General features: G+C 59.1%; 17 protein-coding genes and 2 pseudogenes. 8 read left to right on the top strand and 11 right to left on the bottom strand.

Going from position 1 to position 25,648, the window contains the following annotated elements:
• Positions 1-55 precede the first annotated feature (55 nt).
• The 6 genes from ACN9M1_RS26905 to ACN9M1_RS26880 form a co-directional block, all read right to left on the bottom strand.
• The gene (locus ACN9M1_RS26905) at positions 56-373 is read right to left on the bottom strand and encodes an energy transducer TonB (protein ID WP_426400944.1); all 318 of its coding nucleotides are present in this window, start codon (positions 371-373) and stop codon (positions 56-58) included.
• Between the two features lie 209 nt (positions 374-582).
• A complete protein-coding gene (locus ACN9M1_RS26900) occupies positions 583-1,818 on the bottom strand; it encodes a TolC family protein (RefSeq protein WP_426400776.1) in 1,236 nt (411 codons plus the stop codon).
• Positions 1,819-2,087: 269 nt separating this feature from the next.
• Positions 2,088-5,210: a beta strand repeat-containing protein gene (locus tag ACN9M1_RS26895; protein ID WP_426400775.1), complete on the bottom strand. Its 3,123-nt coding sequence runs from the start codon at positions 5,208-5,210 to the stop codon at positions 2,088-2,090.
• Positions 5,211-5,252: 42 nt separating this feature from the next.
• A complete protein-coding gene (locus ACN9M1_RS26890; protein ID WP_426400774.1) occupies positions 5,253-5,882 on the bottom strand; it encodes a hypothetical protein in 630 nt (209 codons plus the stop codon).
• Between the two features lie 45 nt (positions 5,883-5,927).
• A complete protein-coding gene (locus tag ACN9M1_RS26885) occupies positions 5,928-7,394 on the bottom strand; it encodes an HlyD family type I secretion periplasmic adaptor subunit (RefSeq protein WP_426400772.1) in 1,467 nt (488 codons plus the stop codon).
• A complete protein-coding gene (locus ACN9M1_RS26880; protein ID WP_426400771.1) occupies positions 7,381-9,570 on the bottom strand; it encodes a peptidase domain-containing ABC transporter in 2,190 nt (729 codons plus the stop codon). The genes ACN9M1_RS26885 and ACN9M1_RS26880 overlap by 14 nt, the downstream gene beginning before the upstream one ends.
• Before the next feature lie 162 nt (positions 9,571-9,732).
• Between ACN9M1_RS26880 and ACN9M1_RS26875 the strand changes: the two genes are divergently transcribed.
• Positions 9,733-10,935 (top strand): glycosyltransferase, encoded by a 1,203-nt coding sequence (locus ACN9M1_RS26875; protein WP_426400770.1) that lies wholly within the window; start codon positions 9,733-9,735, stop codon positions 10,933-10,935.
• 303 nt (positions 10,936-11,238) lie between these two features.
• On the opposite strand, the gene ACN9M1_RS26870 is transcribed toward ACN9M1_RS26875, so the two are convergent.
• On the bottom strand, positions 11,239-11,532 hold the full coding sequence (locus ACN9M1_RS26870) for a DUF1330 domain-containing protein (protein ID WP_426400943.1): 294 nt from the start codon (positions 11,530-11,532) through the stop codon (positions 11,239-11,241).
• Between the two features lie 64 nt (positions 11,533-11,596).
• On the opposite strand from ACN9M1_RS26870, the gene ACN9M1_RS26865 reads away from it, so the two are divergent.
• Entirely contained in the window at positions 11,597-12,055 is a 459-nt protein-coding gene (locus tag ACN9M1_RS26865; RefSeq protein ID WP_426400769.1) for a MarR family winged helix-turn-helix transcriptional regulator, read from the top strand.
• Positions 12,056-12,400: 345 nt separating this feature from the next.
• Here the strand turns inward: ACN9M1_RS26865 and ACN9M1_RS26860 are convergent, their stop codons facing one another.
• The 3 genes and pseudogenes from ACN9M1_RS26860 to ACN9M1_RS26850 all read right to left on the bottom strand — a co-directional run bounded on the left by ACN9M1_RS26860 (position 12,401) and on the right by ACN9M1_RS26850 (position 14,913).
• Entirely contained in the window at positions 12,401-13,027 is a 627-nt protein-coding gene (locus ACN9M1_RS26860; protein WP_426400768.1) for a tyrosine-type recombinase/integrase, read from the bottom strand.
• A 116-nt stretch (positions 13,028-13,143) separates the two neighbouring features.
• A pseudogene (locus ACN9M1_RS26855) lies at positions 13,144-13,290 on the bottom strand (D-alanine--D-alanine ligase); the annotation flags it as partial.
• Between the two features lie 201 nt (positions 13,291-13,491).
• The gene (locus ACN9M1_RS26850) at positions 13,492-14,913 is read right to left on the bottom strand and encodes a replication initiation protein (protein WP_426400767.1); all 1,422 of its coding nucleotides are present in this window, start codon (positions 14,911-14,913) and stop codon (positions 13,492-13,494) included.
• Between the two features lie 969 nt (positions 14,914-15,882).
• Between ACN9M1_RS26850 and ACN9M1_RS26845 the strand changes: the two genes are divergently transcribed.
• Both ACN9M1_RS26845 and ACN9M1_RS26840 read left to right on the top strand, forming a co-directional pair.
• Positions 15,883-17,094: a ParA family protein gene (locus tag ACN9M1_RS26845; RefSeq protein WP_426400936.1), complete on the top strand. Its 1,212-nt coding sequence runs from the start codon at positions 15,883-15,885 to the stop codon at positions 17,092-17,094.
• Positions 17,091-18,062 (top strand): ParB/RepB/Spo0J family partition protein, encoded by a 972-nt coding sequence (locus ACN9M1_RS26840; RefSeq protein WP_426400935.1) that lies wholly within the window; start codon positions 17,091-17,093, stop codon positions 18,060-18,062. The genes ACN9M1_RS26845 and ACN9M1_RS26840 overlap by 4 nt, the downstream gene beginning before the upstream one ends.
• Positions 18,063-20,308: 2,246 nt before the next feature.
• Here the strand turns inward: ACN9M1_RS26840 and ACN9M1_RS26835 are convergent.
• A complete protein-coding gene (locus ACN9M1_RS26835) occupies positions 20,309-21,481 on the bottom strand; it encodes a tyrosine-type recombinase/integrase (RefSeq protein WP_426400933.1) in 1,173 nt (390 codons plus the stop codon).
• Between the two features lie 168 nt (positions 21,482-21,649).
• On the opposite strand from ACN9M1_RS26835, the gene ACN9M1_RS26830 reads away from it, so the two are divergent.
• The 4 genes and pseudogenes from ACN9M1_RS26830 (at position 21,650) to ACN9M1_RS26815 (ending at position 25,638) form a co-directional block, all read left to right on the top strand.
• Positions 21,650-22,417: a cell envelope biogenesis protein TolA gene (locus ACN9M1_RS26830; protein WP_426400932.1), complete on the top strand. Its 768-nt coding sequence runs from the start codon at positions 21,650-21,652 to the stop codon at positions 22,415-22,417.
• A gap of 186 nt (positions 22,418-22,603) precedes the next feature.
• Entirely contained in the window at positions 22,604-22,975 is a 372-nt protein-coding gene (locus tag ACN9M1_RS26825) for a hypothetical protein (RefSeq protein ID WP_426400931.1), read from the top strand.
• A gap of 570 nt (positions 22,976-23,545) precedes the next feature.
• Positions 23,546-24,697: pseudogene (locus ACN9M1_RS26820) on the top strand (Fic family protein); the annotation flags it as partial.
• Between the two features lie 725 nt (positions 24,698-25,422).
• Entirely contained in the window at positions 25,423-25,638 is a 216-nt protein-coding gene (locus tag ACN9M1_RS26815) for a hypothetical protein (protein ID WP_426400930.1), read from the top strand.
• The last annotated feature ends 10 nt before the right edge of the window (positions 25,639-25,648 follow it).

The raw sequence follows: 25,648 nt of genomic DNA, 5'->3' as shown, positions 1-25,648 counted from the left end.
CGGGGTGTTTTCACACAGCCTCGGCCGAGAGCGGTCAGTGAACCGATGACTGCTCTTAGTCCTCCAGTCTGAACACAAATGGCTTCAGGAAATGGACCGACGTTACGGTGCCCGATTCAGGGTCTCGGAACGGAACACATTTGATAGTCCGGGCAGCCCGGAGGGCCGCGTCGTCCAGGACCGCGCTTCCGGACGATTTGGTAAGTTTTGTCTCACTGACGTTTCCACCGATATCGACTACTGTGTCAACAACGACACGACCTTCAGCGCGCGACTTTTGCGCCTCCACCGGATAGAAGACCGTTGGGTCTTGGCATAAAGCCCTGGCCTCACGACCATCCACCTCGCGCGGCGCTCCGTGCGCGCTGAGCATGACTGCAACTCCCAGCCACGCCAGGAACACTTGGTGATATGCCGTGGACCGTTTTGGCAGAAGATATTTCATCTGTCCGTGTTTACCTTTCAACTATCCGGTGCGGATTCTGATGTGCGGCGCACCTGCTCCTGAGCAGTGGCCGATGCCCCCGTACACCACCATCCAGCATCAGAGCCGGCCCACTTCTCGGGGCCCAAAAGAGTTCTTCATGGCGAAGGAATCGTTCCAAGCACTCGGTCCGCAAAAGAGCGCGCATCCATAGACCTGGACAATCGCCAGCCAGCGACACGCAGCTCAGCGGTCTGCTCGTCCAATAAGCGCTCCGATTTTCGAACGTCGATGCGCGACTGTTCGACGCTATCGATGGCGACTCGCCCAGCCTTGTAGAGTGATTCAGTAAGCGCCAGCAGCTGGCGCGATTCCTCGACGCTGTCTTTGGCCGCTCGAACAGCATCCTTCGCCTCAAGTAAGGCATTGAAAGCCGCGTGCAGCCGATTTCTCGTGTCGACAATGACTTGCTGTAACGCGGCTTCCTGCCGGAGTGCATCGGCCTTCGCGGTCTCCAGGTCGGCATACTCGGTGGTGAATGGGCCCAGCGGCTGCTGAACCGATACGCCCACGCGATAGCTTTGGTATCCCAATGCGCCGTTGGCTGAGCCGAAGCCGGAGAGGCTCTGCCCTAGGAAATCCTTCTTGGCAAAAGCGCTGACAACAGGCAGGAAAGCACCACGGGCCTGATCGACCTTTGCATATGCTGCGTCGACTTGCTGGCGTGCTGCAATCACGGCCGGATCAGCCATGACCACGGCATCCATGGTGGCGGCATCGGCCATCTCCGTATCCGCGGAGGGGACATTGCCGCTCGCGACCAGGACTTTGCCCGGCGACACATCCGCACCCATGGATTTGACCAGCGCATCCGACTTATCGCGCAGCGTGTGGCAAGCCTGGTAGAGCTGGCGCTCTGCATCCAGCACGTCATTGCGTGCCTTCCCGATGGCGATGGTGGTCCCATGGCCATCACGATAGCGTTCCGTTGCCGTGCCCTGAATGACTTTCAGGCTCTTCAAAACCCGCCCAGTTTCATCCACGGCAAGTTGTGCCTTATACAAGTCGCCATAGGCAACGATGACAGCCTGTAGGGTGTCAGCGAACGTGGCATCGAGTGTCGCTTCGCTGGCGCGTTCCAGCGCTTTGCTGCCACGATAACTGGCGACGTCCCGGCCGCCGTTGTATAGGTTCAGATTCACGCTGACAGCGCCGTAACTGGTGTACCCCTGGCCGTTACCACCTACGATGGAGTTACCGACGACGATTGCGGGAGTGCCTCCGTTTGCCGGCTTGTAGCGGTCGTTCTCAATCGTTGCGGCAGCGGAAGGCAGAAAGGCTGACCAAGCCTTCAGCACACCTGCCTTGGACTTTTCCTGGTCCTGGATTGCCATCAAGTACTGCGGCTGCCCCTGTGATGCAATCTGCAGCGATTTGCTCAGGGCAATCGGCTCCGCACTCAAGCCCTGACACGGCACGGCACCATCCGATTCGGCTCCCCCGGTAACTCCAGCGGCATGACATGCGCTGCACCAAAGCGCTGTTATTAGAACGGGTGCGAGACGATCGAACATGAAAGACAACTTTGCTGCCACGACGGAAAGCGGACAAATCACAAAAAAAAGACGAGCCGCACTCTCGCACGGCTCGCCTCCGTTACTTACTACGCAGCTGCCTGCTGGTCCGTTGTTCCGGCTGGCATATCGGGAGTGCTGTTGCTCCCATCGCCTGCACCGGGATCACCCGTGCCCGGGTCGCCTGCGCCAGGATCGTTGCTGGCACCGTCGCCCGCAAAATAGTCCTGCCAGTACTGATCGTACTGATCCACCGTGATGTTAGAGCTGCCGATCTCATATTGGTCCGTTCCATCGCTGCCGGTGATGTGTGTCAGCGAGATGCCGTTGATCGTATCGATTTCAGTTGTCTGGGAGCTGCCATCAGCGTGGGTGTCGGTTTCGACGTCTCGGTAAGCGCCGCTGGCATCGTGCGACTCTTCTCGGGTGGAATATGTACCCGTCGAGGCGTCGTAGCCGTTCGTTGTGGTGCTACCAGTGGCAGTGTCGTAGCTCACATCCGAGTACGAGCCGTCGGAACTCCGAGACACGTCTTGGGTGATGTGGCCTTCGGGATCGTAATCCGTGGAATGGTAGTTTCCGTTGTCGTCCCAGTGTGCCGTTGAGCTCGATCCATCAGCGTTTTTCGTCGTTTGATCCGAGACGCCGTTCACCTCGACCGTCGTAGTGGTACTGACAGTATGGCCATCCGAGTCCGTCTCAGTGTCGTGCGTGACCTGCCCATTCCCTGCCATCTCAACTTCATGGGTTGAGCTCGAGCCGTCGCTGTTGTACGTGGTTTCCCAACTGCTGCTAGTGGTTCCGTTCGACGTGTAGTCACTCGGTATCGAAGCGAGGTGACCGTCCTCGCTGATCAAGCGACCACTTGCATCATAGTTGTCGGTGATGCCGTCGCTTCCCTCATTGGACGTGCGCGTTTCGGAATGCGAGCCGTCGGGGTTGGTCGTGTCGATCAGATGATTGTTATCACCGAGACGCTGATCCACAGTGACCGTCCCGTCGCCGTAGGTCGTTGTGGTGGTCGATCCATCTGTGACCTCCCTGCGTTCCATACTACCGTCTGCGTCATAGTTGGTAGTCGTGGTGGTCCCGTCCGCCTGTTGTTGCGTGTCGGTACGCGAACCGTCGTTATAGATGGTGGAATGGTCGTACTCACCCGTGGTGGCGTTGTATGACGTTTCCCAAGTAATACCCATCGCCGTCGTCTCGGTCGTGTTGTACGAGCCGTCTGCCGACGTGACTGTCGTGGTGGTATCTCCGTAGCCGTATTGATTGGTGCTGACGACTTCTACCGACGACCCGTCCGGGTTGGTGGTGACGGTCGTGTCGTTGTAGATGTCACCATAGCCACCGCCGTAACCTCCACCATAGTCGCCGCCGTAGCCACCGCCATAGCCACCACCATAGCTGTCACCGCCGCCGGTAGAGTAGTTGTCCTCTCGCGTTGAGGTGGTGACAGAGCCGTCAGCATTGGTGGTAACGGTGGTCACGCTCGAGCTGGCGACTGACCCGTCTTGGTTGTAGTTATCCGATCCGGAGCTGCCGCCCGATTGCCAGGTGTCAGACGCGCGAGAACCATCCGAGTTATACGTGTCGGTGCCACTCGTCCCGTTCGGGGATTGCCACGAGTCCGAGGCCAGATTGCCGTTCTGATCGTAGTTGTTGGTACCCGAGTGGCCATCATTGGTTTGCCACGAGGAGGATTCCAGCGTGCCATTCGAGTCGTAGCTGTTGCTGCCGGAGTTACCGTGGCCGTCGTTCCAGGACTCGTTGGTGATCTGACCGTTCGAGCCGTAGGTGTTGGAGCCGGAGGCTCCGCCTTCGGTTTGCCAGCCGTAGGAGGTCAGGTTGCCGTTGCCGTCATAGGTGCTGGTTGAGGTGTCGCCATGACCGTCGTTGACGCTAACGCTGTGTCCCGTTTCCACCCCCGCATTGGGATCGTAGTTGGTGGTCGTCGTTACCGTGGTGACGTTGCCTTGATCGTCAGTTTGAGTCGTGACGTCTTTTTCCGAGGTAACGCTTCCTTTCGGATCGTAGTTGGTTGTGGTCCGGTCACCGTGTCCATCATCTGTTTGGACGGTGCGACCAATTTGAACGCCGGTGACCGGGTCGTAGCCCGTAACGGATGTCGTCGTTACGCCAGTCTGGACATCCAGCGACATGGACACCGACGCGGTGATACCGCCCGCCTCATTCGCCACCGTTCCAGTCAACGCACTGCCATCAGCATTGGTGGCTACGTTCGCTGAGCCTGTCAGGCCCCAACTCAAGCCGGCCCCAGTCGTTACCGTTACACCATCTCCCGAGACTGTTGCTTGGGCACCATCATCCAACCGAACCGTCCCATCGTTTACCGCGACAGAGGCGCCTGTACCTGAGACGTCGACGCTGGCATTAGGGCTTTTGTCCGTAGCTTGAACATTGCCATTGACACAAGAAACAGATGAATTACCGGAGACGGTTACGGTGTTGTTATCGCAAGTTACGGTATTTGTTCCGGACGACGTAATATCGGCGCTTGCCCCATTGCCAAGCGAAACCTTGTCCCCTGACCCGACTACCGAAACCTGCGCACCGTTTACAACATCGATTCTTGCATTATCTGCTATTACTTTGTTTCCGCTAACCGTTGCTTGGGGAAGGTCAACACCTGCAATTATGTCGTACCCATTAAGCGAGCCCATCGTCACCGTGGCGCCACCATCCGGAGTATTCATCTGGAGAGCCATGCTTCCATCACTATTAGCAACGGTATGCTCGGTCGAGTTCGTCAGATTGATTGTGCCATCGTCGTAGTGAAGCCGCTGCGCCTCACCAAGCTCCGAAGCCACAACGTTAGCCTGCTGAATTGCGGTCTTCTCGGCATCATTTTTATAATCTGGATCCGGAATCTTCGTTTCATCAACAATATTTTTATCGAGAGCGTGGGCAATCTCGTGAACCAGGTCGACAGCAGCCGAAACCACACCAACAACAAGTCCACCCGCACTCACCATCAGGGCAGTATCAGGATTCCAGTTGATGGCATTGTTTGCATACTCATCTTCCTGATTTCCATGGACAATATTGATGACGGTTCCGGCGCTCCTCAGGCGATCGAGCAGCGCACTCGCAGTTGAACTGCGCTGAAGATATGCAAGTGCCGCATTTAGTGATGCAATGTCATCGACAGTAGCGCCGCGCACATTGAGATCATGGCTAGTAATGGTCAAAGTATTACCTCACAAAATTTATAGTTCGAAATATAAAGACGATCATCGATACTTACTAATGAAGGACTCGCATTTTTCAACAGGACGTTGCTTAGCGGCCCAGCGATAGAGGCTTATCGCTAAATTCTTGTCCGCAACGACTAGCTTGCCCCCTACGCGGCCGAGTATGTTTGCCTGCCCATCATATTCGCGATCGAACATCAAACTCATTTCACTGGAATCGCTTAGGGTCAAATATATGGCCTCCCTAGGCTCAAATTTCTGCAATGAAAAACTAGCCTCTCTTATTCCGCCCGATTCAAGTAGCTCGACAAGGTTAGAAACCCCATCAGATTCATCAACGACGTACTCGCATCCGACTCTCTTTAATCGAGCCTCATCCAAGGCAACCGGATAGTAGTGGTCATCTGGGGCAATGTAGACAACAGCCTTCTTTGACAGATGAATACGAGTCTTAAAGCGCTCCGCCTCCCAATATTCTTTGGCGAAAGCATTGCCACCTAGGATGAATGGAACACCCTTCGCCTCTTGGGAGAATACAGGCCGCACTGGGTCGATCAAAAAAATTACGAAAGCGAGAAAAATAAATCTCTTCAATTTCACCTCCAAAAATATTTCCTCAAAAAAAGAGACACCCGCAGTCATTTGTTTGAAATTTTGGTCCAAGATCATCAGAGTATTGACAGAGCCCCATAGCGCTCTTCGCATTCAGAGTTTTTATCTGATCTTGGCACCCTCATCCAAGTACTTAACCAATGGAGACAGCAGGAGCTCGACTATTCGGCGGTGGTCGGTTGCAATATCGGCCTGTACCGTCATCCCAGCTTGCAGTGGCGCAGGCTTTCCATCCACCACAAAGCCACTCCGTTCCGCCCGGATACGCACCTTGTAGACATAGCCATCCTTCACCGACTTCACGTTCTGGATAGCTTTCTCTGGCTGATTTCCTCCCGCGCCGTTCTCATCGCTGATGGAAGCGCTGCTTTTCTCTTCTGCGTCGGGGCTCACCCACACTAGCGTTCCTTTCAGCGTCCCGTACTTCTGGAATGGGAAGGTGTCGACCTTGAGTTCTACCGGCTGCCCCACCTTGACGTAACCGATGTCGTCGTTGGAAAGCGTGGCTTCGACTACAAGCGGCATGCCGTCCGGCACGATGGTCATCAGCGTCTGGGCAGGATTGACGACGCCACCCACCGTCGTCACGTTGATCTTCTGCACCCAGCCATCCACCGGCGCCTTGAGCCACTTCAGCTCATGCAGTTCGCGGCTCTTCTCCATATCGCCGCGCAGCCCCGGCTCGTTGGCCACCTTGTCGCTCAACTGCCCGTAGACCTCGGCCTGGTGGTCGTGCTCGACTTCGGCTAGACGCTTTTGGGCTTCTTGCAGCGCTGCGCGTTGCTCGTCCACCGTTTTGGTTTGCGCAGCAAGATCGTTGCGATTGCTGGTCAGTTCTTGCTTGAGTTGGAGGTAGTCGACGCGCGAGATGGCACCGGTCTCCACCAGTGGTCGCGCGCTGGATTCGCGCTCTTCGCTGATGGCGGTGTTCTCTCGGTATTTCGTCAGCGTGGCCTGGGCTGCAGCCAAACTGTGGGTTTTCTCTTCGACTTGCGAGCGCGCTTGCTCCCGCTTGGCGGTATACGCTGCTTCCCTCGCGGCGCGCGTACTTTCCTGCAGCGCAACCCATGCAGGGTCAGCGTTGCGGTAGTCAGGCGCGGCGTGCGTCAGTTCGGCGGCGAGCCGCGCTTGCTCCAGGCGGTTGTAGGCGTACTTGTCTGAGCTTGCCTGTAACGCAGCACCACTAATGGCCGGATCGAGTTCGAGTAACAGGTCACCCGCCCGCACGTGCTGGCCCTCCTGCACATGGATCGCCTTGATGGTCGACGCTTCCAGGGGTTGGATCTGCTTGATCCGCCCGTCGGGGATGAACTTACCCGGGGCCGTCGCTACGACTGCGATTTGGCCGATGCACGACCACACAATCGAAATCACCACGAGCCCGACAATGCTCCACATCACCTTGCGATGCGCTGGAGAGGGTGGTGTCTCCTGGATTTCCAACAGATGCGGGAGAAACTCCTGCTCCAACGGAGTCAGCGGGGCATTGCGACGGGCACGCCGACGTTCGGCCTTTGTCTGGCCATTTGCATCTGCCCGGTCAAACTTCATCAACTTAAGCAGCGGCATATTCGGGCCCCGCTTGTTGAGCGAACAAATGCGCGTAGATGCCACCGCGCGCGAGCAACTCCGCATGTGAGCCGCGCTCAGCCAGCTCGCCCTTGTCCATCACCAGAATGGTGTCGGCATGGCGAATGGTAGACAGCCGGTGCGCGATGATGAAGACACTGCGCCCCTCACAGATCTTGCTCAGGTTGTCCTGAATGATCCGCTCCGACTCGTAGTCCAGCGCGCTGGTCGCTTCGTCAAAAATCAGGATGCGTGGGTTGGCGAGCAAGGCACGAGCGATGGCAATGCGCTGGCGCTGCCCACCGGAAAGCGCAGTGCCGCGTTCGCCAACCGGCGTGTCATACGCCTCGGGCAGCTCGAGAATGAAGTCATGCGCGCCGGCGAGCTTCGCAACCTCCACAATGCGCTGCATCGAGGTGCCGGGCACGTGGATGGCAATGTTGTCGCGGACGCTGCCGTTGAACAGGAAGTTCTCCTGTAGCACGACACCGATTTGGCGGCGCAGCCACATCGGATCGGCTTGCTGCAAGTCCACGCCATCGATGAGCACGCGCCCAGATTCAGGTACATACAGTCGCTGCAGCAAGCGAGTGAGCGTGCTCTTACCGGAACCACTGCGCCCCACGATGCCGACGGTCGTGCCTGGCTCAATGGTGAACGAGAGATTGCGCAGGATTTCAGGGCCGTCGACGTTGTAGCGGAAGCGCACGTTCTCCAGCCGCACGGCGCCCTGGATCGCGGGAAGGCTCGCCTTGTTTGGATTGAGTGAGGGCTCCGCACGCGTGTTGAGAATGTCGCCCAATCGCTCAACCGAGAGCCCCACCTGCTGGAACGTTTGCCATGTCTGGACGACACGCAGCACCGGCGAAATCACGCGCCCAGACAGCATCTGAAATGCAATCAGTTGCCCGACCGTCAGGCTGTTCTCCATCACCAGATAGGCGCCGACCCATAGTACGGCGAGGGTGGATAGCTTCTGAATGGATTGCCCCAGCGCGCCGGAAATCCCGGATAGATGTGAGGTCCGGAAGGACGCAGTGACGTACCGCGCCAGCAGTTCTTCCCAGCGTTTGTACAGAATCGGCTCCAGCGCCATGGCCTTCACGGTCTGCACGCCAGTAACGGCCTCCACCAGGTAAGACTGGCTTTCCGCTCCGCGATCGAATTTCTCTTCCAACCGCTCACGCATCAGCGGGCGCATCACCAGCGAAAGCGCAACGAATAGCGGAATGAACGCCAGCACAACCGCCGTCAGAAGCGGGCTGTACAGCAGCATCACCGCGATGAAGATGACTACGAACAACAGATCCATCACGACATTGATGGACGAACCCGTTAGGAACTGGCGAATGCCCTCAAGTTCGCGTACGCGGGCCACAGTGTCGCCGACGCGCCGGACCTCGAAATAGCGCAGAGGGATGTGCAGTAAATGCTTGAACAGCTTCGCCCCCAGCCCAACGTCGATTCGGTTCGAGGTATGCGCCATCAACTGCGCTTTGAGCACGCTCAGGATGGCCTCGAACACGATCAGGATCAGCATGCCGGCTGCCAGCACGTGTAGCGTCGACAAGCTCTTGTGCATGAGCACCTTGTCGATGATGACCTGGGTGAACAGCGGTGTGACCAGGCCAAACAGCTGGATGACGAAAGCCGCGACCAGGATCTCGCCCAGAATGCGCTTGTACTTCCAGATTGCTGGAACGAACCACGCAATATCGAAAGGGCGATTGGGATTGTCGAGCCGGAGCTTGGTCTTGATGAGACAAAGCTGTCCCGTCCAGACCTCTTCAAATGCCTCGCGAGTAAAAAGCGTGGCGCGCGGCTGCCGTGGATCTGCCACGACGACTCTGTCATCCGAGAGGATGCGCAAGATAACAACGCGCTCCCCGCCGTCCAACGTTGCAATGGCAGGCAAGGGGGTACGCGCGAGCCGCTCCCAGGAGGACGATGCGAACTTGGCCTTCAGGCCAATCTCTCCTGCAGCCCGAAGTACATCCACGTCCGAGAGAAGACGGCCAGGCTCGAACGCAAGCGAGCGCGCCAGTTGATTGGCATCCGTTGGCCGCTGGTGATGTCCGGCCACAATGCAGACGCAAATAAGGCCCGTGCTGATGCGCGTAGCCCCGACTTTATCGGCTACGCTCCCGGTGGCGTTGACGTGATTGCCCTCGGTCATGCTGAAAACTCCCCGTGCTACGCGTATGGACGCGTTTGTTATTGGGCACGGAGCGTAGCAGCAAGACGTCTGGGAAAAAGCACCTCCTAAGGTGGGTGTGCATGTTTCGCTACAGCAGTTGAAATTTTTGAAAATCAGATATTCGTATTACTTTTTTCCAGCATGAGCCGCATCCTGTTCGCTTGGGAGTTAGGCGCCAATCTCGGGCATCTCGCGCGCGATCTGCCAGTAGCCGAAGTGCTACGAAAACAAGGCCATGACGTGCTTTTCTCGGTAAAGGACTTGCGCGTCGCCGAGCAGGTTTTGTCGCCAGCCGGCTTCAAATTTGTCCAAGCCCCGGCTGCCGCAAGCACCCCTCAAGATAGTTACGCCCCAGCGAATTACTCCGAAATGTTGATTGGGGCCGGATACGGGGATGTGCTTGGCATCCTCGCACGCGTCAAGGCATGGGCGGCCCTCGTTGAGTTGCACCGAACCGACGTTGTGGTGATCAACCACGCACCAACGGCACTCCTCGCGGCGCGCGCTCTCGGGCTACCTGCTGTGCTGACCTGCATTGGCTTCGAATTGCCGCCTGCCGTCAGCCCGCTTCCGAGCATCCGGCCGTGGGAAGGCATTCCCGTCGAGCGGTTGCAGCAAGCAGATTCAGTCGTGCTGCATACCTTCAATTCGGTTTTGGACAGATTTGGCCAAGCCCCGATATTGCGTGTAGCGGACTTGTTCACCAATCTGCCGACTGTACTAACGACGTTTCCGGAATTGGACCACTATGGGGCGCGCACTGATGTCCTGTACGTTGGCCCCGTCTCCATGCTGACGAACGCGGTTGAGTGCCCATGGCCAGCGGGTGCGAGTCGCCGCATCTTTGCCTATCTTCGCCCGTCCGTCCCCGGATTCGAGCACATGCTTGCAGCACTCAGGGACACAGCGGCGACAGTGCTTTGCGTTTCGCCTGGTATGTCGGCAGACGATATAAAACGACTGAGTTCGCCGCGCCTCAAGATTTTGCCGCGCCCGGTCGCTTTGAATGCCACGCTCCAGGGCGTGGACCTCGCCGTGGTCTACGGAACCGGCACCATGGCTGACGCACTACTGGCTGGGGTACCGCTGTTAATGGTTCCGCAGGTCATTGAGCAAGCTTTGGCGGCGCGACGCATTGAGGACCTTGGCGCAGGGATCATGTGGGAACCGCCTCGCACGCTAGAAAGCGCTCGCACAGTGCTCGGGGCCGCGCTGTCGACTTCATCGTTGAAACTGCAAGCGGATCTCTTCGCGAAGCGCTATCAAGGAACTGCGCCAGAAACGGCAGCCGGCAACATAGCCCGTATGATCAGTGATGCCTCATTGCCCGGCCGTCGGTGTTAGCAGAATCGACCAAACCTCTGAAACAATTGTCCGTGTAGCAATCGCTGCCCCTACTAAGGCTAGTTTGCGTAGCTTCCCACACCCCGATCGCACTGGACCCGGTCATCGACCCTTCGGCTAGGCTCGGTGTGCTTTGTCTGGATGTGGTCGGCGTATCGCCCGGAGCCGCCGCAAAGTCTGACTGAATACCTCTGGAGCAGAAACAAGCGCCTTTCGCTGCTTGGAGTCGCCATTTGGTTGCTGTCATCTCGCTCTCGGTGCTTTGGCCCACGTGAGCGGCTGCAGTTGGCCGGAAGCGGTCAATCAGGCCTGCGTTTCGACGATGAACATCCGCGCTTGCTGGGCTTCCTGACGATCGGCCTTGATCGGCGCATAAGTCTCGGAATTGTAGAAGGCGAGCGCTTGCGCCAGCGTCGGGAACTCGAACACGCCGGCCATCGGCAACGGGGCCTCGTCCCCCTCCAGAACCTGCGCAACAGGACCGAAATGCAAGATTCGCCCACCTGCCTCTTGCAGGGCAGCTTGAAAGCGTGGAGCAAGCGCCGCCTGCTTGGCGGAGTCGATGATGCGTAGATTGACGTGTACGTATGCTGGCATTGTGCCCCCGAAATAATGCATATACATTATTACCGGAGGGCAGGGTTGTCAACCGGGGGGAGACATGAAGGGTTTTGATCCAGAAGCTTTGAAGAACGTTGCGGCGGAGTGTCCGGGCTTCCAGGCGCGCGCAACGGCGCGCTCACTCACGCGTTACTACAACGCCTGTTTCAAGCCGCTCGGGCTGACGGCAGAGCAATTCAGCCTCTTGGTTGGTATCGGTGAAGCCGAGGGGGCGACTCTGGTCGAGCTAGCGGATCAGGCGGGGGTCGACGCCACGACCCTCAGCCGATCTGTTCAGAATCTAGAAAGCCGCGATTTGGTCCACGCCACTGGCGGACGCGGCCGTGCCGGAAAGCAGTTGGCCCTCACGGCATCTGGGCGCCGACTCGTGGCGGATGCGCTCCCGGTGTGGCGTTCAGCCAAAGCAGAACTGGCCGGTCGGATAGGCGATAAAGAGCTTCGTTCCGCAAGGCAGGCAATGGCGGAACTGGCCAAGGCCGCAGAATCCGCGCGGGCGTAGCGCTTCCGGATTGCGGATTTGATTGAGGCGAGGGTGTAGGGATTACCTCGCGGCTCGCATCGCCGGCCAGTTTGGCGATGGCGGTGCGGGTCATTGCTGCTGACTGTTATTGGCCGACAGCAGACGACCGCGACGCCGTCGCTCGACGTCGACTAGCCGCGCTTGGCATTCTCACGCGCGGCTTTTTTGTATGCGCACGTCTGGCAGCTCCTATGGGCGGGCCGGGCAGGAGGGCTTCGGCCCTGCCGGCTCCTGTGGTCCGGTTCGCCAACCTGTTCGGTTCCGCCCCCCTTCGCTTGGCGGCGAATGGGCGGTCAGCGCCCCCTCGCTACCAGAGCTTCCACGCTAGACCTCTGTCTGCTCCGCCATCTCAAGCGCGTCCTCTACCTCAATGCCAAGGTAGCGGACCGTGCTTTCAAGTTTCGTGTGGCCGAGCAGTAACTGGACAGCCCGGAGGTTCTTTGTGCGACGATAGATCAACGACGCCTTGGTCCGACGCATCGTGTGGGTACCGTAAGCGGTGTCGTCCAGGCCAATTGATGCGACCCACCGATGGACAACCCGAGCATACTGGCGCGTCGACAGGTGCGGAGAGTCGTGAATTCTGCTAGGGAACAGATAGTCGGGTGCGTGCAGTCTTGCATGCCCTATCCATGCCGCCACGCTCTCGCGGGTCTGTTCGGTGATCTCGAAATGTACCGGCCTTTGCGTCTTCTGCTGCATGATCGTCGCGCGGCTGGCAACTTGCTCACTGTGATAAACGTCCCGCACCCTCAACTTGGTCAAATCGCATGCGCGAAGCTTGCTGTCGATGGCAAGATTAAACATGGCGAGATCTCGTACACGAGACGAAAGTTGCAGGCGTACGCGGATGGCCCAAATCTCCTTGAGCTTTAGCGGCAGCTTCTGACCAATCAATCTCCCTTTGTTCCATGGCGCTCGCGGCCAATCGGTGTTCGTTAGCGTGTTCATGACTATCTCCTTTCGATTGAAGGGAGATTTAGTCTGACCGGCTGGGGCTGACTGGCCGCCACCGGTCCATCGAGGTCGCCACTCGGTCTGACGTTCTGCTTGCTCCAATGCCACGCAATGGCAGCAAGGCAAATCTGCTCACAAAGCAACGAGAATGAAATCCCACTGGCTGCGGCCGATTGAGGACGCAAGCTGGTCGCAGTCATTTCTGGCAAGAAATTCACCTCGAGACACCACAAGCGGCCATCTCTGTCGAGCCTGAAGATCTGCCCGACTGTGGGTATCGTAGGAATTGAAACCGTGGGGGCAGTTACCAAATGCCCTGCCCGCAAAACGAGCAAGGGTTCCACTTGCGTGCTAGGCGCTTACGCGCGCAGCATCAGCGCAACAGTGCTAGGTCCCGAGCACACGGATACCCCGCTGAGGCCGGCGCAAACTTTGCGTCGCAGTCAAGTGAAGCCGAGTTAGGTGTTGTCGCCTGCGCGGGCCGCTTTGCTAATCTTCCCACAGACGAACTGGCAGAAGGACGTGACGATGTCCGTGTGTAGAGCCAGGACGTTGCTTTCGGTGATATCGGCGGGGGTCAGTTTATGTCGGCGCACCATAATCTTGCCGTGCAGTGGGGACGCAAGGAACGTCCGAACAAGGTCCTTGCGTGTTTTCGCGTCGGCTTGAGTGAAGTGCTTGCGTCCGGACTGGATTTCATCGTTGACCCGGTCTCGTGTCGCCGCGTCGTGCATGGCCGTGCTGGTCTGGACTGCCTTGTGGACTGATGACTTCTCCTCTGCTAGTTTGCGCTCGGCCGTTAGCAGGTTCCCCTGAATGGTATTCATCTTCAGCTCGGCTTCGCTGACGGCCCAGTTGCCTCGCAAGGCCTGCATGAGATACCCGGCCGGACTCTTTTTCACCACGCCCTGATTGATGCGATATCGGGTGTATTCCAGCGCCTGCAGAATCCGATCATCTGTCCACGTGCTCCGGTTTTCAGAGATTTCCGTGAATTGCTCTGTCGACAGGCGAAACTCATTCTTCAGCGTCATGTACAAGTCGCTCGCATCGGAGAGATTCACAAGGACTGCGTCGGCGGTTTCTTTGCGCTTCAAATTCACGAACCGGATGCGGTCAATTTTCTTCGACGAAGGCGATTCACTGCGCGTTTCGTACTCCAACTCGATGTCGGAAATCTCGTTGATTTCCTTCACGGCAGGCTCCAGCCAATCACGCTTGAAGTACTTGAAGATGGCCGCATTCGCGCCCATCTTTCCTGGCCAATTGCGGACCTCCTCGAGCGGTATCCAGTCGGTCCTGCCCTGCTGAACACTTGGCAGGATGCGGTCGTAAATTGCACGAGCCAGACTTCGCGTGAACGCCGTGGCAATGCGAAGGCTCAACCAATGCGAGCGTTGTGGGTCACGGATGTGGGGAAGTAGCTCAGGAGGTACGCGAAATCCAATTCGACCACGATGCATGGCCACCGTACCCATCAACTGCACTGACACCCACGAGTCGTCGTCGCGCGGCTCTTGACCCGGCGGCGTGCTGGTAACGCGAATTTTGCCATTCTGGCACTCGTCCGCAACGGACCTCAGGTGCTTGAGGTTGCGGCTGTCATACCGCATGAGCCACTTGAAGTAACTCAGGTCGACGTTGAAGAAGTCCTTCTCGGAAGCGTCTTGTGCGATGAGGAAATACGCCGCGTCGAGAAAGCGGCGTGCTGGCAGGCCTACGTTGACAATCTCCGTGAAGAGGTTGTTGCGCTGGTAGCCAATTTCCCGGTTGGCTTCGTTGATGGGCACGCCGGTATCGAACATGTCCTCGAACAGTGCGAGCGCCATCTGCCGTGATGTCGCTTTGATGGTGCCATCTGCTGGGTTGTCCGCTGCCATTGCTAGGTCTGCCCTTTTTCTGTCCCGTGGACTGTAGCACGCGATGGTGAGCAGTCAACACATAGAACCTCACCGTAGCGTTCAAGGGACAGCCGCACAACCAACCTCCCCTGCCCCTGCACAACCTACCTCACCAACAAATGTGGTTCGATGCCCGGGAAGCCTTACTGAATGCAGGCCTATGGGTTATCCACAGGCGCACGCACAACCTACCTCACCCACCGGGTATCCGAATTGATCGTGCACACGCGGGATCACCTTGGTGTAGTCAGGCGCCTCACCTTGTCGCACAACTGCTCTCACCTGCCAGCACACTAAACCTCACCTCAAGCACAACAGACCGCACCTTTCCTAACCTAAGTCCTTGAATTTATTCAGTATCGAGTTCTTCTGTTGGTTTGTTGGTCGGTTGTTTTTGAAAAAGAAAACAAACAAACCGTGGCTTCTAAGAAGGAGGAGGGGTGACGCGAAGGTTCTCGGGCTCCTTCATGGTGAGGTGCATTGTGCGTGCGCGCGGAATGACGTCATGGCTGTGTTCAAGATGTGCCCATACCCCTTCAATCAGGGTGAGGTTCATTGTGCGGATAAGCCGAGCGTGGAGTTCGATGGTGAGACTGATTGTGCAGAATTCAATGGATAGAGGACCAGATGGTTCGTGCCTCCACCATTTCCGTGCCGGAGATTTCGGGATGGGAAGCGCAGGTCAGGTCGTGCACGGGATGTGAGTCGTAAAAATGCACTTCCGTGTTAACCAGCACAACGGACCTCACCTTGAAGACGGAATTGGGATCCTATCGAGGGTCGATCAACTCGGGGGTGCTATTTGGGAACTGTCCGGTGGCGAAGCGTTTCTGCAACTAAAGCGTCGAAAAGTGCCGAGCTGTTCAATAGAATCTACCGTTTACTAAAGACGCTTTCTACATTTTGCTATATTCTGAGGTTTGTCGAATTTTTCTGGAAAACCTCAGAATGGTAAAAACGATCCAACTTCCGGCGATCGACCGGACTGTTACGCTGGAGCAGATTAGCCAGTTTGCAGACAAGGTCACGATTTTTACCGACGAACTGCGCGAAACGATTCTCGCACCACGACCAAGGAAGACCCCACCGGTCTTCAAGACAGGCGAGATTGCCGACATGTGCAACATCTCGCATTCGCAAGTCCAGTATCTGGCGACGAAAGGAGATGGTGAGTTGCCCGCTGGGACTGCTGCCGGCACCGGTAGGACCCGTACGTTCACCCTAGCGGAAGCACGTACGTGGGTCCAGAAGGTCAGCGACATCTACCAAACACCGCTGGCTTCTGGAACTGGCGATGGCAAGGGGAAGATCTTGATTACAGCCCAACTTAAAGGGGGGTCTGCCAAAACCACTACAACCATGTGCATCGCACAGGGGCTGACGCTCCGTGGACGCAAGGTACTTGTAGTGGACTTGGATCCGCAAGCGTCGCTCTCGGAGTTGTGTGGGTTGTATGCCGAGAAGGATGTCACGTCGGACGACACGGTGCTGCCATTTATCTACGACCAAAAGATGCCAGGTGGATTGGAGTCAAAAATCCAATCGACATATTGGGACGGCTTGGATGTGCTCCCCGCCCATACCGAGCTCATTGGGGCAGAGTTTCACCTACCGGCCATGCAGCGAGTCACTCCAGGCTTCAAGTTCTGGACCGTGTTGCGCGATGGGCTCGAGCCACTGCGCGCGAAGTATGACTACATTCTGATGGACACTTCGCCGTCGCTTTCCTACATGAATCTCAATGCTCTGTTGGCGGCCGACGCTATGGTCATGCCGATGGTTCCTGAGAGCCTGGACTTCATTAGCTCGCTGTCATTCTGGAAATTGTTCTCGGACGTGTCCAAGAGCTTCCTTCAATACGAACAAGGCAAGAAGTACGACTTCGTTTCACTAGTGTTGTCGAAGGTCGACTACGGACGCACCTCGTCCGCGCCGGTTGTTCGTGCATGGGCGGAGTCAGCATATGAGAAGTGGCTTCATTCCATCGAGGTGCCGGCGAGTTCAGTAATGAGTACCGGCGCGTTGGCGTTTTCAACCGTGTTTGACGTGAGCAGCTCCCATAGCGCAGCAAAGTCCCTTCAGCGTATTCGGCAGCCGTTGGTCGACTACTGCCGCTGGATTGATGAGACGTACGCCGAGAAGTGGAGGAACGAACAATGAGCAACAATCTGCGGGAATCCCTGCTGAACAAGACCGCCGGTCTTCGGAAGACTTCGGACATCAAAGACGGTGAAGTGCCCCGGAATAACCGCACACAGACAGCGCCCGGTCTTGCTGGCGCGCTTGCTGTTGCTCAGCTGCGAGTGCAAGAGCTTGAAGCGAAAGGGACTGCTACTGAGCTGTTGGTTGTGGAGATTGGTCCGAATCCGTGGCAGCCGCGTCGAAAATTCAATGAAGCGAAGATGGCCGAGCTCGCTGAGTCTATTCGCGAGGTCGGGCTCATGCAGCCTATCGTTGTTCGGCGCGTGGAGAGCGGGTACCAAATTGTCGCGGGCGAGCGACGTTGGCGAGCACACAAGATCCTCGGTCTGGAGAACATCAAGGCGGTCGTGACGGAGTGCAGTGACGAGGATATGGCCGTGCTGGCGCTCGTCGAGAATATGGGTCGCGACGACCTGGCCGACTATGAGATCTCCTTGTCGCTTCAGCGGTCGGTGAGGGAGTTTCCGAACAGGAAACGCCTGGCTGAGGCCCTTGGTTTGTCGAGGCAGGGGCTGCATCGCTTCTTGGCATTCGAGGGGTTGCCGGACTTTATCCGTGCTGACTTGGACCTTGAGCCAGGTCTGCTAGGCGGAAATGCTGCGGAAGCACTCACCTCCGCGTTGAAGAAGCACGGTGAGGCTGCACTTGCAGCGACGAAGGAGCTTTGGCCGTCGGTATCGTCGGGGCAGATGGCGGAGACGAAGCTCGCTCCTGCCGTGATCGCAGTAGCGACTCGTAAGGGAACACCTGCCGTTGCGACTGAGCGCACCATCGACAAATTCTTTTCCGGGAAGAAGCAGGCTGGAAGTCTTACGAAGGATGTGAACTCGCTGACCCTGAAGATCAAACGTTCCATGCTGACCGACGCCCAAGAGGTGCGGATTCGGCAGCTCATGAATGAGCTATTCAGCGAGAACCCTGGGTAGGATTGACCTAGATGCCTGCAGTGAAGAGCCCTTTGGGGGCTCTTTTTTTTTTCGGGGGAATGGCTTGGTCCCTTTTAGGGACTAAGAGAGATGGATTTTGCGAGCCGTGTGATGAGTGGCGGAGCTCCCGCGACAAGCAGTCCCTAAAAGGGACTCGGTTCTCCGGATTGGTTTTCGGGCTTCCCGAGCGACTCTAGAGCCACCAACGCCAGCAACGGGAAAGGGGCGCGCCACCCTTCCTTCTATTGCCGATACAACGAGCGGCACGCAATCACCTCGGCTTTCGTGCGCTTCCCAGCGCTCGCAAGGGAACTGACCTCTGGGCGCCTAGCAGGATGGGTCATAGGGCGCAGTGAATTCCGTCCCTAAAAGGGACGGACCTTTGAAATGTTAAGTCGTCGGATGCAAGCTCTCCTGTCTCAGGAGAGGCGTCGCGTCAAACCAGGTCTTGGAGGGGGCTCGCGAGATGCAGCTCAATAGGACAAAAGCCGGGGGCAACGAGCGGCTGCAGACAGTGAAGAGCCCTTTGGGGCTCTCTTTTTTGGGGGGAATGGCTTGGTCCCTTTTAGGGACTAAGAGAGATGGATTTTGCGAGCCGTGTGATGAGTGGCGGAGCTCCCGCGACAAGCAGTCCCTAAAAGGGACTCGGTTCTCCGGATTGGTTTTCGGGCTTCCCGAGCGACTCTAGAGCCACCAACGCCAGCAACGGGAAAGGGGCGCGCCACCCTTCCTTCTATTGCCGATACAACGAGCGGCACGCAATCACCTCGGCTTTCGTGCGCTTCCCAGCGCTCGCAAGGGAACTGACCTCTGGGCGCCTAGCAGGATGGGTCATAGGGCGCAGTGAATTCCGTCCCTAAAAGGGACGGACCTTTGAAATGTTAAGTCGTCGGATGCAAGCTCTCCTGTCTCAGGAGAGGCGTCGCGTCAAACCAGGTCTTGGAGGGGGCTCGCGAGATGCAGCTCAATAGGACAAAAGCCGGGGGCAACGAGCGGCTGCAGACAGTGAAGAGCCCTTTGGGGCTCTCTTTTTTGGGGGGAATGGCCCCGTCCCTTTTAGGGACTGAGAGAGGTGGGTTTTGCGAGCCGTGTGATGAGTGCCGGAGTTCCCGCGACAAGCAGTCCCTAAAAGGGACTCGGTTCTCCGGATTGCTTTCGGGCTTCCCGAGCGACTCTAGAGCCACCAACGCCAGCAACGGGAAAGGGGCGCGCCACCCTTCCTTCTATTGCCGATACAACGAGCAGCACGCAATCACCTCGGCATTCGTGCGCTTCCCAGCGCTCGCAAGGGAACTGACCTCTGGGCGCCTAGCAGGATGGGTCATAGGGCGCAATGAATTCCGTCCCTAAAAGGGACGGACCTTTGAAATGTTAAGTCGTCGGATGCAAGCTCTCCTGTCTCAGGAGAGCCGTCGCGTCAAACCAGGTCTTGGAGGGGGCTCGCGAGGTGAAGCTCAGTAGGATAAAGGGAGAGCCTCCCGTCGAGAGGCAGTTGGAAGAGTACGGTACCTGGTCCTGGCGTACTCTGAGTACGCTTACGATGACGACGCCATTTGTTGCAGGAGGCCCAGGCTGTGCGCCATTTAAACCGCAGCGCCGCTACAAGTTTCATTTTGGGGCCGGCCTGTCATAGGCACAAGTGCCTAGCGGCGGCGCCGGAAAGGATGTTACGTAGGGTGCACCGCAGGTGTGGCATCCTCCCGTCCACGCTGTCTTGCCACACCACGCCAGCAGACCTTCCTAGGACGCTTGCCCAAGCGCGCGGTGCCGCTCGATCCGTGCCGCCCCTCAGGCGGCTGACCAACACGCAACTCCCGCATGTCCCGCTTTGAACGCGCATTGTCCCCGTCACGACGGCTGTTCCGCCAACGCGGGCCGCGCGCTCTGGTCACGGCCGGCCGCTCGATCGGTACACTGGTATGCGTGGCGCTCGGCGGCCTAGCGGGCGGGATGCTCGAGCTCCCGAGCATAAGGCGCGCTGGTACTGGCGGCCGGGGCAGTCGTGGGCGGAGCGGTGTGGTGGCGCGCGCGCTGGTGAGCGGCCATGCCGGCTCCGAAAGCGGGCACGCTACTGCCGTGACCGGGTGCTTCGGCGGCTTTTGATTGGTCAAGGTTCCTTGCCGATAACTCCTACTATCGGCATGGCGCTTTCGGGAAAAAGCCCCCACACTGGCATCAAACAGACTCTGGCGCGGCTTCCCCGCTCGGGCACACCTCTCCTGGGACTCCCGAGCCTCCTGCGCGACTCAGCCAGGAACCTTGAGCACTCCAGCGACTGCCGTCGCAACATCTTCCAATGCGTCGTGGGCATAGGTGCGCGACGTATTGATGTCGCGATGGCGCAGCAGGGCTTGCACGTCGGTCAGCTTCCCCGTGGCGCGCAACAGATGGGTCGCGGTCGTGTGCCGCAACCAATGGGTGGAGGCCCGCTGCAGCTTCTCCGCCAGTTCCTCGTTTCCCCGCTGCAGTAACGCCTGTGCCGCATCCCCAAAGGCCCGCCGCACGATGCCGTACAGCCCTTGCCGGGTGCTGACCGGGCGCGCCAGCAGCCGCTGCAGGGTCAGGCCGTCGATCGGGTTGCTCGTGCGCCGCTTGCCGCCAGGAACCGCCGGGATCACGGCCGTCGTGTCGGTGCGGCGTGGTTCGGGTGATAAGCCCAGCAGCCGTCGGAAGCGGGCCAACTCCTCCATCGCGCTATCGCACGGCACCACCTGGTCGTCGCCGCCCTTGGCATGGCGGATGACCACGACCCAGTAAGGACCGTGCCGGCCCACACGGCGCTCGAAGTCCGTCCACGTGAGCCCAGCCAGTTCGGAGGCCCGCAGCCCGGTCTGGAAAGCGAGGGCGATCACCAGACGGTCGCGCGCGGCCTGCAGCCGATCCCAGAATGCCGCCTTCGGCCGCCCATCGATGGCCGCGAACACGGCGCGCAGGTGGTCGAGTTCCAGGAAATGTTGTTGCGAACCGGCACCCCGTGCCCGCCGCGCGCGGGGCAGGGCGGCGAACGGATTCACCCGGATCGCCTGCATGTCCACCAGCCACTTGAAAAAGCCCCCGGCGATCAAGGCGCTCTGCCGCGCCGAGGCTTCCGACAGCGGCCCGCGCAGCGGCCGCCACGCTGTGCTGTTCTTGGCGCGGGTGTCACCGATCGCGTGGGCCGGCGGCGCACGCAGCAGGCGCAGGTAGGCCTGCGCATCCTCGACGCCCCAGTCCTGCAGGCGGCGGCTTACCGCATGCGCGAACCACAGCAGGCGGCGCCCCTCGAGTGCGTACTGGTGCGCGGTGGTGGGCCGGATCCCCAGGCCCGCGGCCAGCTTCGCTTCGAGCCAGCGCCGCACGAGCTCGACGTCGTCCGCGGCGGCCGGCAGCACCGGGCTGGCCAGGGCGTTGCTGGGCGGGGGCAAAACGGGGTGATTCATGGCGTTCCTGCAGGCGATGGCTGTGATTCTAGCGGAATGCCACGAATTTACCATTAGGGGAATAATGGTAAATCATCGTGCTTATCTGCAATGGAATTGATTGCGGAATAGTCGTGGTTATAATGCACGTCAGCCAGCTGCAACTGGCACTTCTGCGGCCCTTCGTCGATGCCACGCACGCCTACCGCCTTTGCCGATGACCAACTGCACGCGATTTGCCTCGCGCTGCAGCAGCTCTCGGCCCGCTATCCCGACAACCGCGCCTTTCTGCGCCGCGCGTTCGATGAGATCGACCGCATCGCGGGCCGCCCGTTTGGGGAGACCGTCTATCGGCGTCTGATGGTGGCCGCAGGCATTGCCCGCACACCAAGCACGCGCACCGTGCAGGCGGTGCTGGCCGAACGCCGTGCCACCGCGCACGCTCCCCAGGCGCCGGCCACGCTCCAGGATGCCGACCTGCGCGCGTACCTGCAGCGCGAGATCCGGGTGACCCTGCAGGATCTGGTGCCGCCGGGGCCCGTCCCGTCGGCAGCGGTGCCGGAAGGGGAGGGCAATGCTTGGTTGGCCGAACACTGCGCGCGGCTCGAGGCCGAGCAGCAGCAGTTGCGTGCCGAACTCGGGGATGCACGCGAACGCGCCGCGGCCGAGCAGGCGCGCGCGGACGCGCTGGGGACGCAGTTGACGCAAGCAACGGTGGCGGCCAGCGCGCGCGAAAGTGAACTGTTCGGGCGGCTGGTGCAGGTGTCGGACGAGCTGGTGGCCTTGGCGGCGCGGCTCGAGGGCGCAGAGCGCCGGCGGGCGGTGGAGACCGATGCGGTGCGCCAGGCGTTTCGGGAAGAGCGCGCGCAACTCGTGGCGCGCGTCGAGCGCCTGGAAAAGGATCTCGTGGTGGCGCGTCAGGCGCTGGAGGTCTATCGGAGGCGGGCGGCCTCCTGACCCAGTGATGCCTCTCGCACGAGACGAGCCACGTTGGTTGGAATATTCTAATGGCGACGGACGGTGCCCCGATCCCGTTGCCGCGGCGGCGGTCCGAGGCGGTGTGGTTCGCCGTGGCGCGACCGCATGACGCCGCGCACCCGTTGCAGGCAAGATAGCGCCATCTACCCTCCCAGGATTTGTACCGTGTCCACCCGTTCCGCACCCAAAGACCGGCCGCTCTTGAAAGCGGCCCCCAAGCGCCCCGCGCAACGGGCCGTGGTGGTGGCCAAGCTGCGGCGCGGCGCGATGGCGGTGTCGTTCGGCAATGCGTCCGTGGTCGTGGCCAAGCCCAGCGCGGCGGCGGTCGAGCAGGGCCTCAAGGCCAGCGCCAAGGTGATCGCAAATCTCGGCCGGCGACTGTTAAAGCCTGGGCTGACGATCACGCACAGCCGCGACGTGCCCGTCTTTACCGCGGATCCGGCCGATCCTCAGCGCGTGGTGCGCCAACTCAACGGCAAGACCGAGTCCGGTCGCTTCGTGCGCGGCAAGTTCAAGCCCGAACCCAAGCGCAGCTGACGGCTGTCTGCCACGGCTACGGCGTTGTCGTGGCCGTGGCCGTGCCGGCTCACGCTGTTGTCCAGCAGGTTGTGTTTGCGCAGCGACACCATGGCGCCATCAAGGCATCCACCGCCAACTGTGTGACCACAGATCGATGACCCCCGCAGGTACAACTAAGCTCCGTGCGTGCGGACATCGGTGATATCGGTCGCCCAGCACTCGTTCGGAGCGTCGACGGTGAACTGCAGCTGTCGGTGGTTGGCGCGACCATCGCTGGGCTGTCGGCACGCCCGGAAGGGCGAAACAGGTTTGCTGGCTTGATACTAGGCAACGAGACCCCAAGGCCGGGGCAGGGCGAACGGGGACGCACGAAGAGACGGATAGGATGCTTCAGGAGGCGGTTTCGAGCCCGGTTTTTCACATCCTCTGAAACTGAACTTCAATTCCTGAGACAACAGGTTCAACATCTTCCAAAGTTGCCTAACACGTAACGCATTGATTTTAAGTAGAATGTTAATAACAGTTTCCACTTCCTGCCGACACGCTTTCTAGATGTTGGCAACATCTGCAGAACATCGCAGTTCCTCCATGCCCACTTTCACGCACCACGACCTTCGACTCCTCAATCCCGCCTTCGACTCGGAACTGGTGGACGTCCTGACGGACTTGGAGCACTTGAGAAGACTGAGCCTGAGCGGCACCACGCCGCGGGCGATGTTCTTCCAGCTCAAATCCATCTTCCACATGATGGAAAGTCTCGGCTCGGCACGGATCGAGGGGAACAACACAACGCTTGCCGACTACGTCGAGAGCAAGATTGAAGGGACGTCGACCAAGAGCGACCAGTTGCGAGAAATCGCCAACATCGAAGAGGCGATGCGCTTCGCCGAAGACGCGATCCAGCGCGGCACACCAATCACTGCAACGTTCTTGCGCGAGCTACATGCCCTCGCGGTCCAAGAACTGGTCCGCGAGGGCGATCGCACGCCTGGCCAGTTTCGTGCGGGGCCGGTCCTGATCGCCAAGTCGGAACACAAACCGCCGGAGGCGGTGCAAGTCCCGAGCTACATTGACGAGCTGGTTGCCTTCATCAACCACGAAGACCCGCCGAAGTACGACTTGATGAAGGTGGCGCTCGCGCATCACCGGTTCGGGTGGGTGCACCCGTTCTCGAACGGAAACGGCCGCGTGGTGCGGCTGCTGACCTACGCCATGCTCATCAAGTACGGCTTCAACGTGCAGACGAGCGGAGACCGCGTGCTGAACCCGACGGCCGTGTTCTGCAACGATCGGGAGATGTACTACGCGATGCTGGCCCAGGGAGACACCGGGACAGATGCCGGGTTGGAAGCGTGGTGCATCTATGTGTTGCGTGGCATTAAGGAAGAAATCCAGAAGGTCAACCAATTGACGGATTACGACTATCTGCAGAGCCAGATCCTGATGCCGGCGCTCGACTTTGCACGTGAGAGGCAATTGGTCACCCAGATGGAATTCGCGGTGCTGACGAAAGCGGTTCGCGAGGGCACGGTGAAGTCGGGCGACCTGGCCAAGTTGATGCCCGACCTATCGCAGAACCAACGCACGTATCAGATCCGCAAGCTAGTGGAGCGCAGGATGCTGGTGCCGATCGAGCCGGGCGCGAGAACGTATTGCGCGGGCTTTGCGAACAGCTACCTCATGCGCGGGCTCATCCCCAAGCTGGCGGAGAACGGCTTCATTCCAGACCAGCTGGAAAAGGCCCCAACAGCGCCGCGCTCAGCAGCGCAGAGTGCGGCAGTCCCGAAGCTGACTGTAGAAGAGGGGTATGGGCCTGCGGGGCCGCAGTAGCGCGGACCGCGCCGTCCACAACACCCAACAATGGAGCCATTGTCGTCGGGAAGGCGGTTCAGCAATCGAGCAAGTGGTAGCGTGCCTCCTCGTCGCATTCGTCCTGGACCCACCACTGGTTTGCAAACTGGGCGCGCTAGCCACCTGGACTCACAAGGCTCGCCCGCTTTGCCCGCAGCCCTCCCGCCCCCTGCATTTGCCCAGCAACCGTTGGGATGCCATCTCCATACCGTTCGAAGGCGATGTCCTGGAACGGGCGTGCTTGGCAAAGCAATTGACTGGCTATCTCGCGCGCTAGCGCCAGGGCGCGGTGGGCCCGAATCGCCGTAAGATAGGGCCCATCAGGTCACCGTTGCAGCCATAGCCATCGGTATTTGTCGCGCGAATGCCTCAAGGACAAGGACCAAGATCCTCTTGTGCTGGAAAGGTGTCGGTACGGCGGCAGACGCATTGATGCGCGGCTTGACGTCTTCGCGCATGTTGGCGGCGCTGTAGCGGGTTCAACTAGGGAATAGCGAACGAGGTTCTGTACGGTACCGGGCCAACAGCAACTCGCTGTCACGTCACGCTGTAGCCAAAAATAACAGTGAACCGGCACATCCCGGCATACCGAGGTAACCGCAACGAGGATCTCTATGATCAGTTCGCTTGACCTGGCAAACGGAACGCTTGAAGTACGCACGACGCGGCGTAGTGACCGGCGATGGTTTTCCGAATATCGCTTCACGCCCAACAATGGGCGTGCCACCGGCTGGGCAGAGGCCGCGATCCCGGAAGGATTCGTTTCCTCTGGCATCGCGTTCAGCGCTGGGGTACTACTGGGGCAACAGTGCGCTGAGCTCGCGCGCTAAAGCAGGCAGA

The sequence above is a fragment of the Ralstonia sp. R-29 genome (genome assembly GCF_049913345.1).
Lineage (GTDB): Bacteria > Pseudomonadota > Gammaproteobacteria > Burkholderiales > Burkholderiaceae > Ralstonia.
This window is presented reverse-complemented; position numbering and strand designations above follow the sequence as displayed.

Bases quoted from the DNA above. Each gene is read 5' to 3' on its own strand.
- ACN9M1_RS26905 (WP_426400944.1), bottom strand. From the start codon at position 373: ATGCTCAGCGCGCACGGAGCGCCGCGCGAGGTGGATGGTCGTGAGGCC.
- ACN9M1_RS26900 (WP_426400776.1), bottom strand. From the start codon at position 1,818: ATGGCAATCCAGGACCAGGAAAAGTCCAAGGCAGGTGTGCTGAAGGCT.
- ACN9M1_RS26890 (WP_426400774.1), bottom strand. From the start codon at position 5,882: ATGATCTTGGACCAAAATTTCAAACAAATGACTGCGGGTGTCTCTTTT.
- ACN9M1_RS26885 (WP_426400772.1), bottom strand. From the start codon at position 7,394: ATGCCGCTGCTTAAGTTGATGAAGTTTGACCGGGCAGATGCAAATGGC.
- ACN9M1_RS26880 (WP_426400771.1), bottom strand. From the start codon at position 9,570: ATGACCGAGGGCAATCACGTCAACGCCACCGGGAGCGTAGCCGATAAA.
- ACN9M1_RS26875 (WP_426400770.1), top strand. From the start codon at position 9,733: ATGAGCCGCATCCTGTTCGCTTGGGAGTTAGGCGCCAATCTCGGGCAT.
- ACN9M1_RS26870 (WP_426400943.1), bottom strand. From the start codon at position 11,532: ATGCCAGCATACGTACACGTCAATCTACGCATCATCGACTCCGCCAAG.
- ACN9M1_RS26865 (WP_426400769.1), top strand. From the start codon at position 11,597: ATGAAGGGTTTTGATCCAGAAGCTTTGAAGAACGTTGCGGCGGAGTGT.
- ACN9M1_RS26860 (WP_426400768.1), bottom strand. From the start codon at position 13,027: ATGAACACGCTAACGAACACCGATTGGCCGCGAGCGCCATGGAACAAA.
- ACN9M1_RS26850 (WP_426400767.1), bottom strand. From the start codon at position 14,913: ATGGCAGCGGACAACCCAGCAGATGGCACCATCAAAGCGACATCACGG.
- ACN9M1_RS26845 (WP_426400936.1), top strand. From the start codon at position 15,883: ATGGTAAAAACGATCCAACTTCCGGCGATCGACCGGACTGTTACGCTG.
- ACN9M1_RS26840 (WP_426400935.1), top strand. From the start codon at position 17,091: ATGAGCAACAATCTGCGGGAATCCCTGCTGAACAAGACCGCCGGTCTT.
- ACN9M1_RS26835 (WP_426400933.1), bottom strand. From the start codon at position 21,481: ATGAATCACCCCGTTTTGCCCCCGCCCAGCAACGCCCTGGCCAGCCCG.
- ACN9M1_RS26830 (WP_426400932.1), top strand. From the start codon at position 21,650: ATGCCACGCACGCCTACCGCCTTTGCCGATGACCAACTGCACGCGATT.
- ACN9M1_RS26815 (WP_426400930.1), top strand. From the start codon at position 25,423: ATGATCAGTTCGCTTGACCTGGCAAACGGAACGCTTGAAGTACGCACG.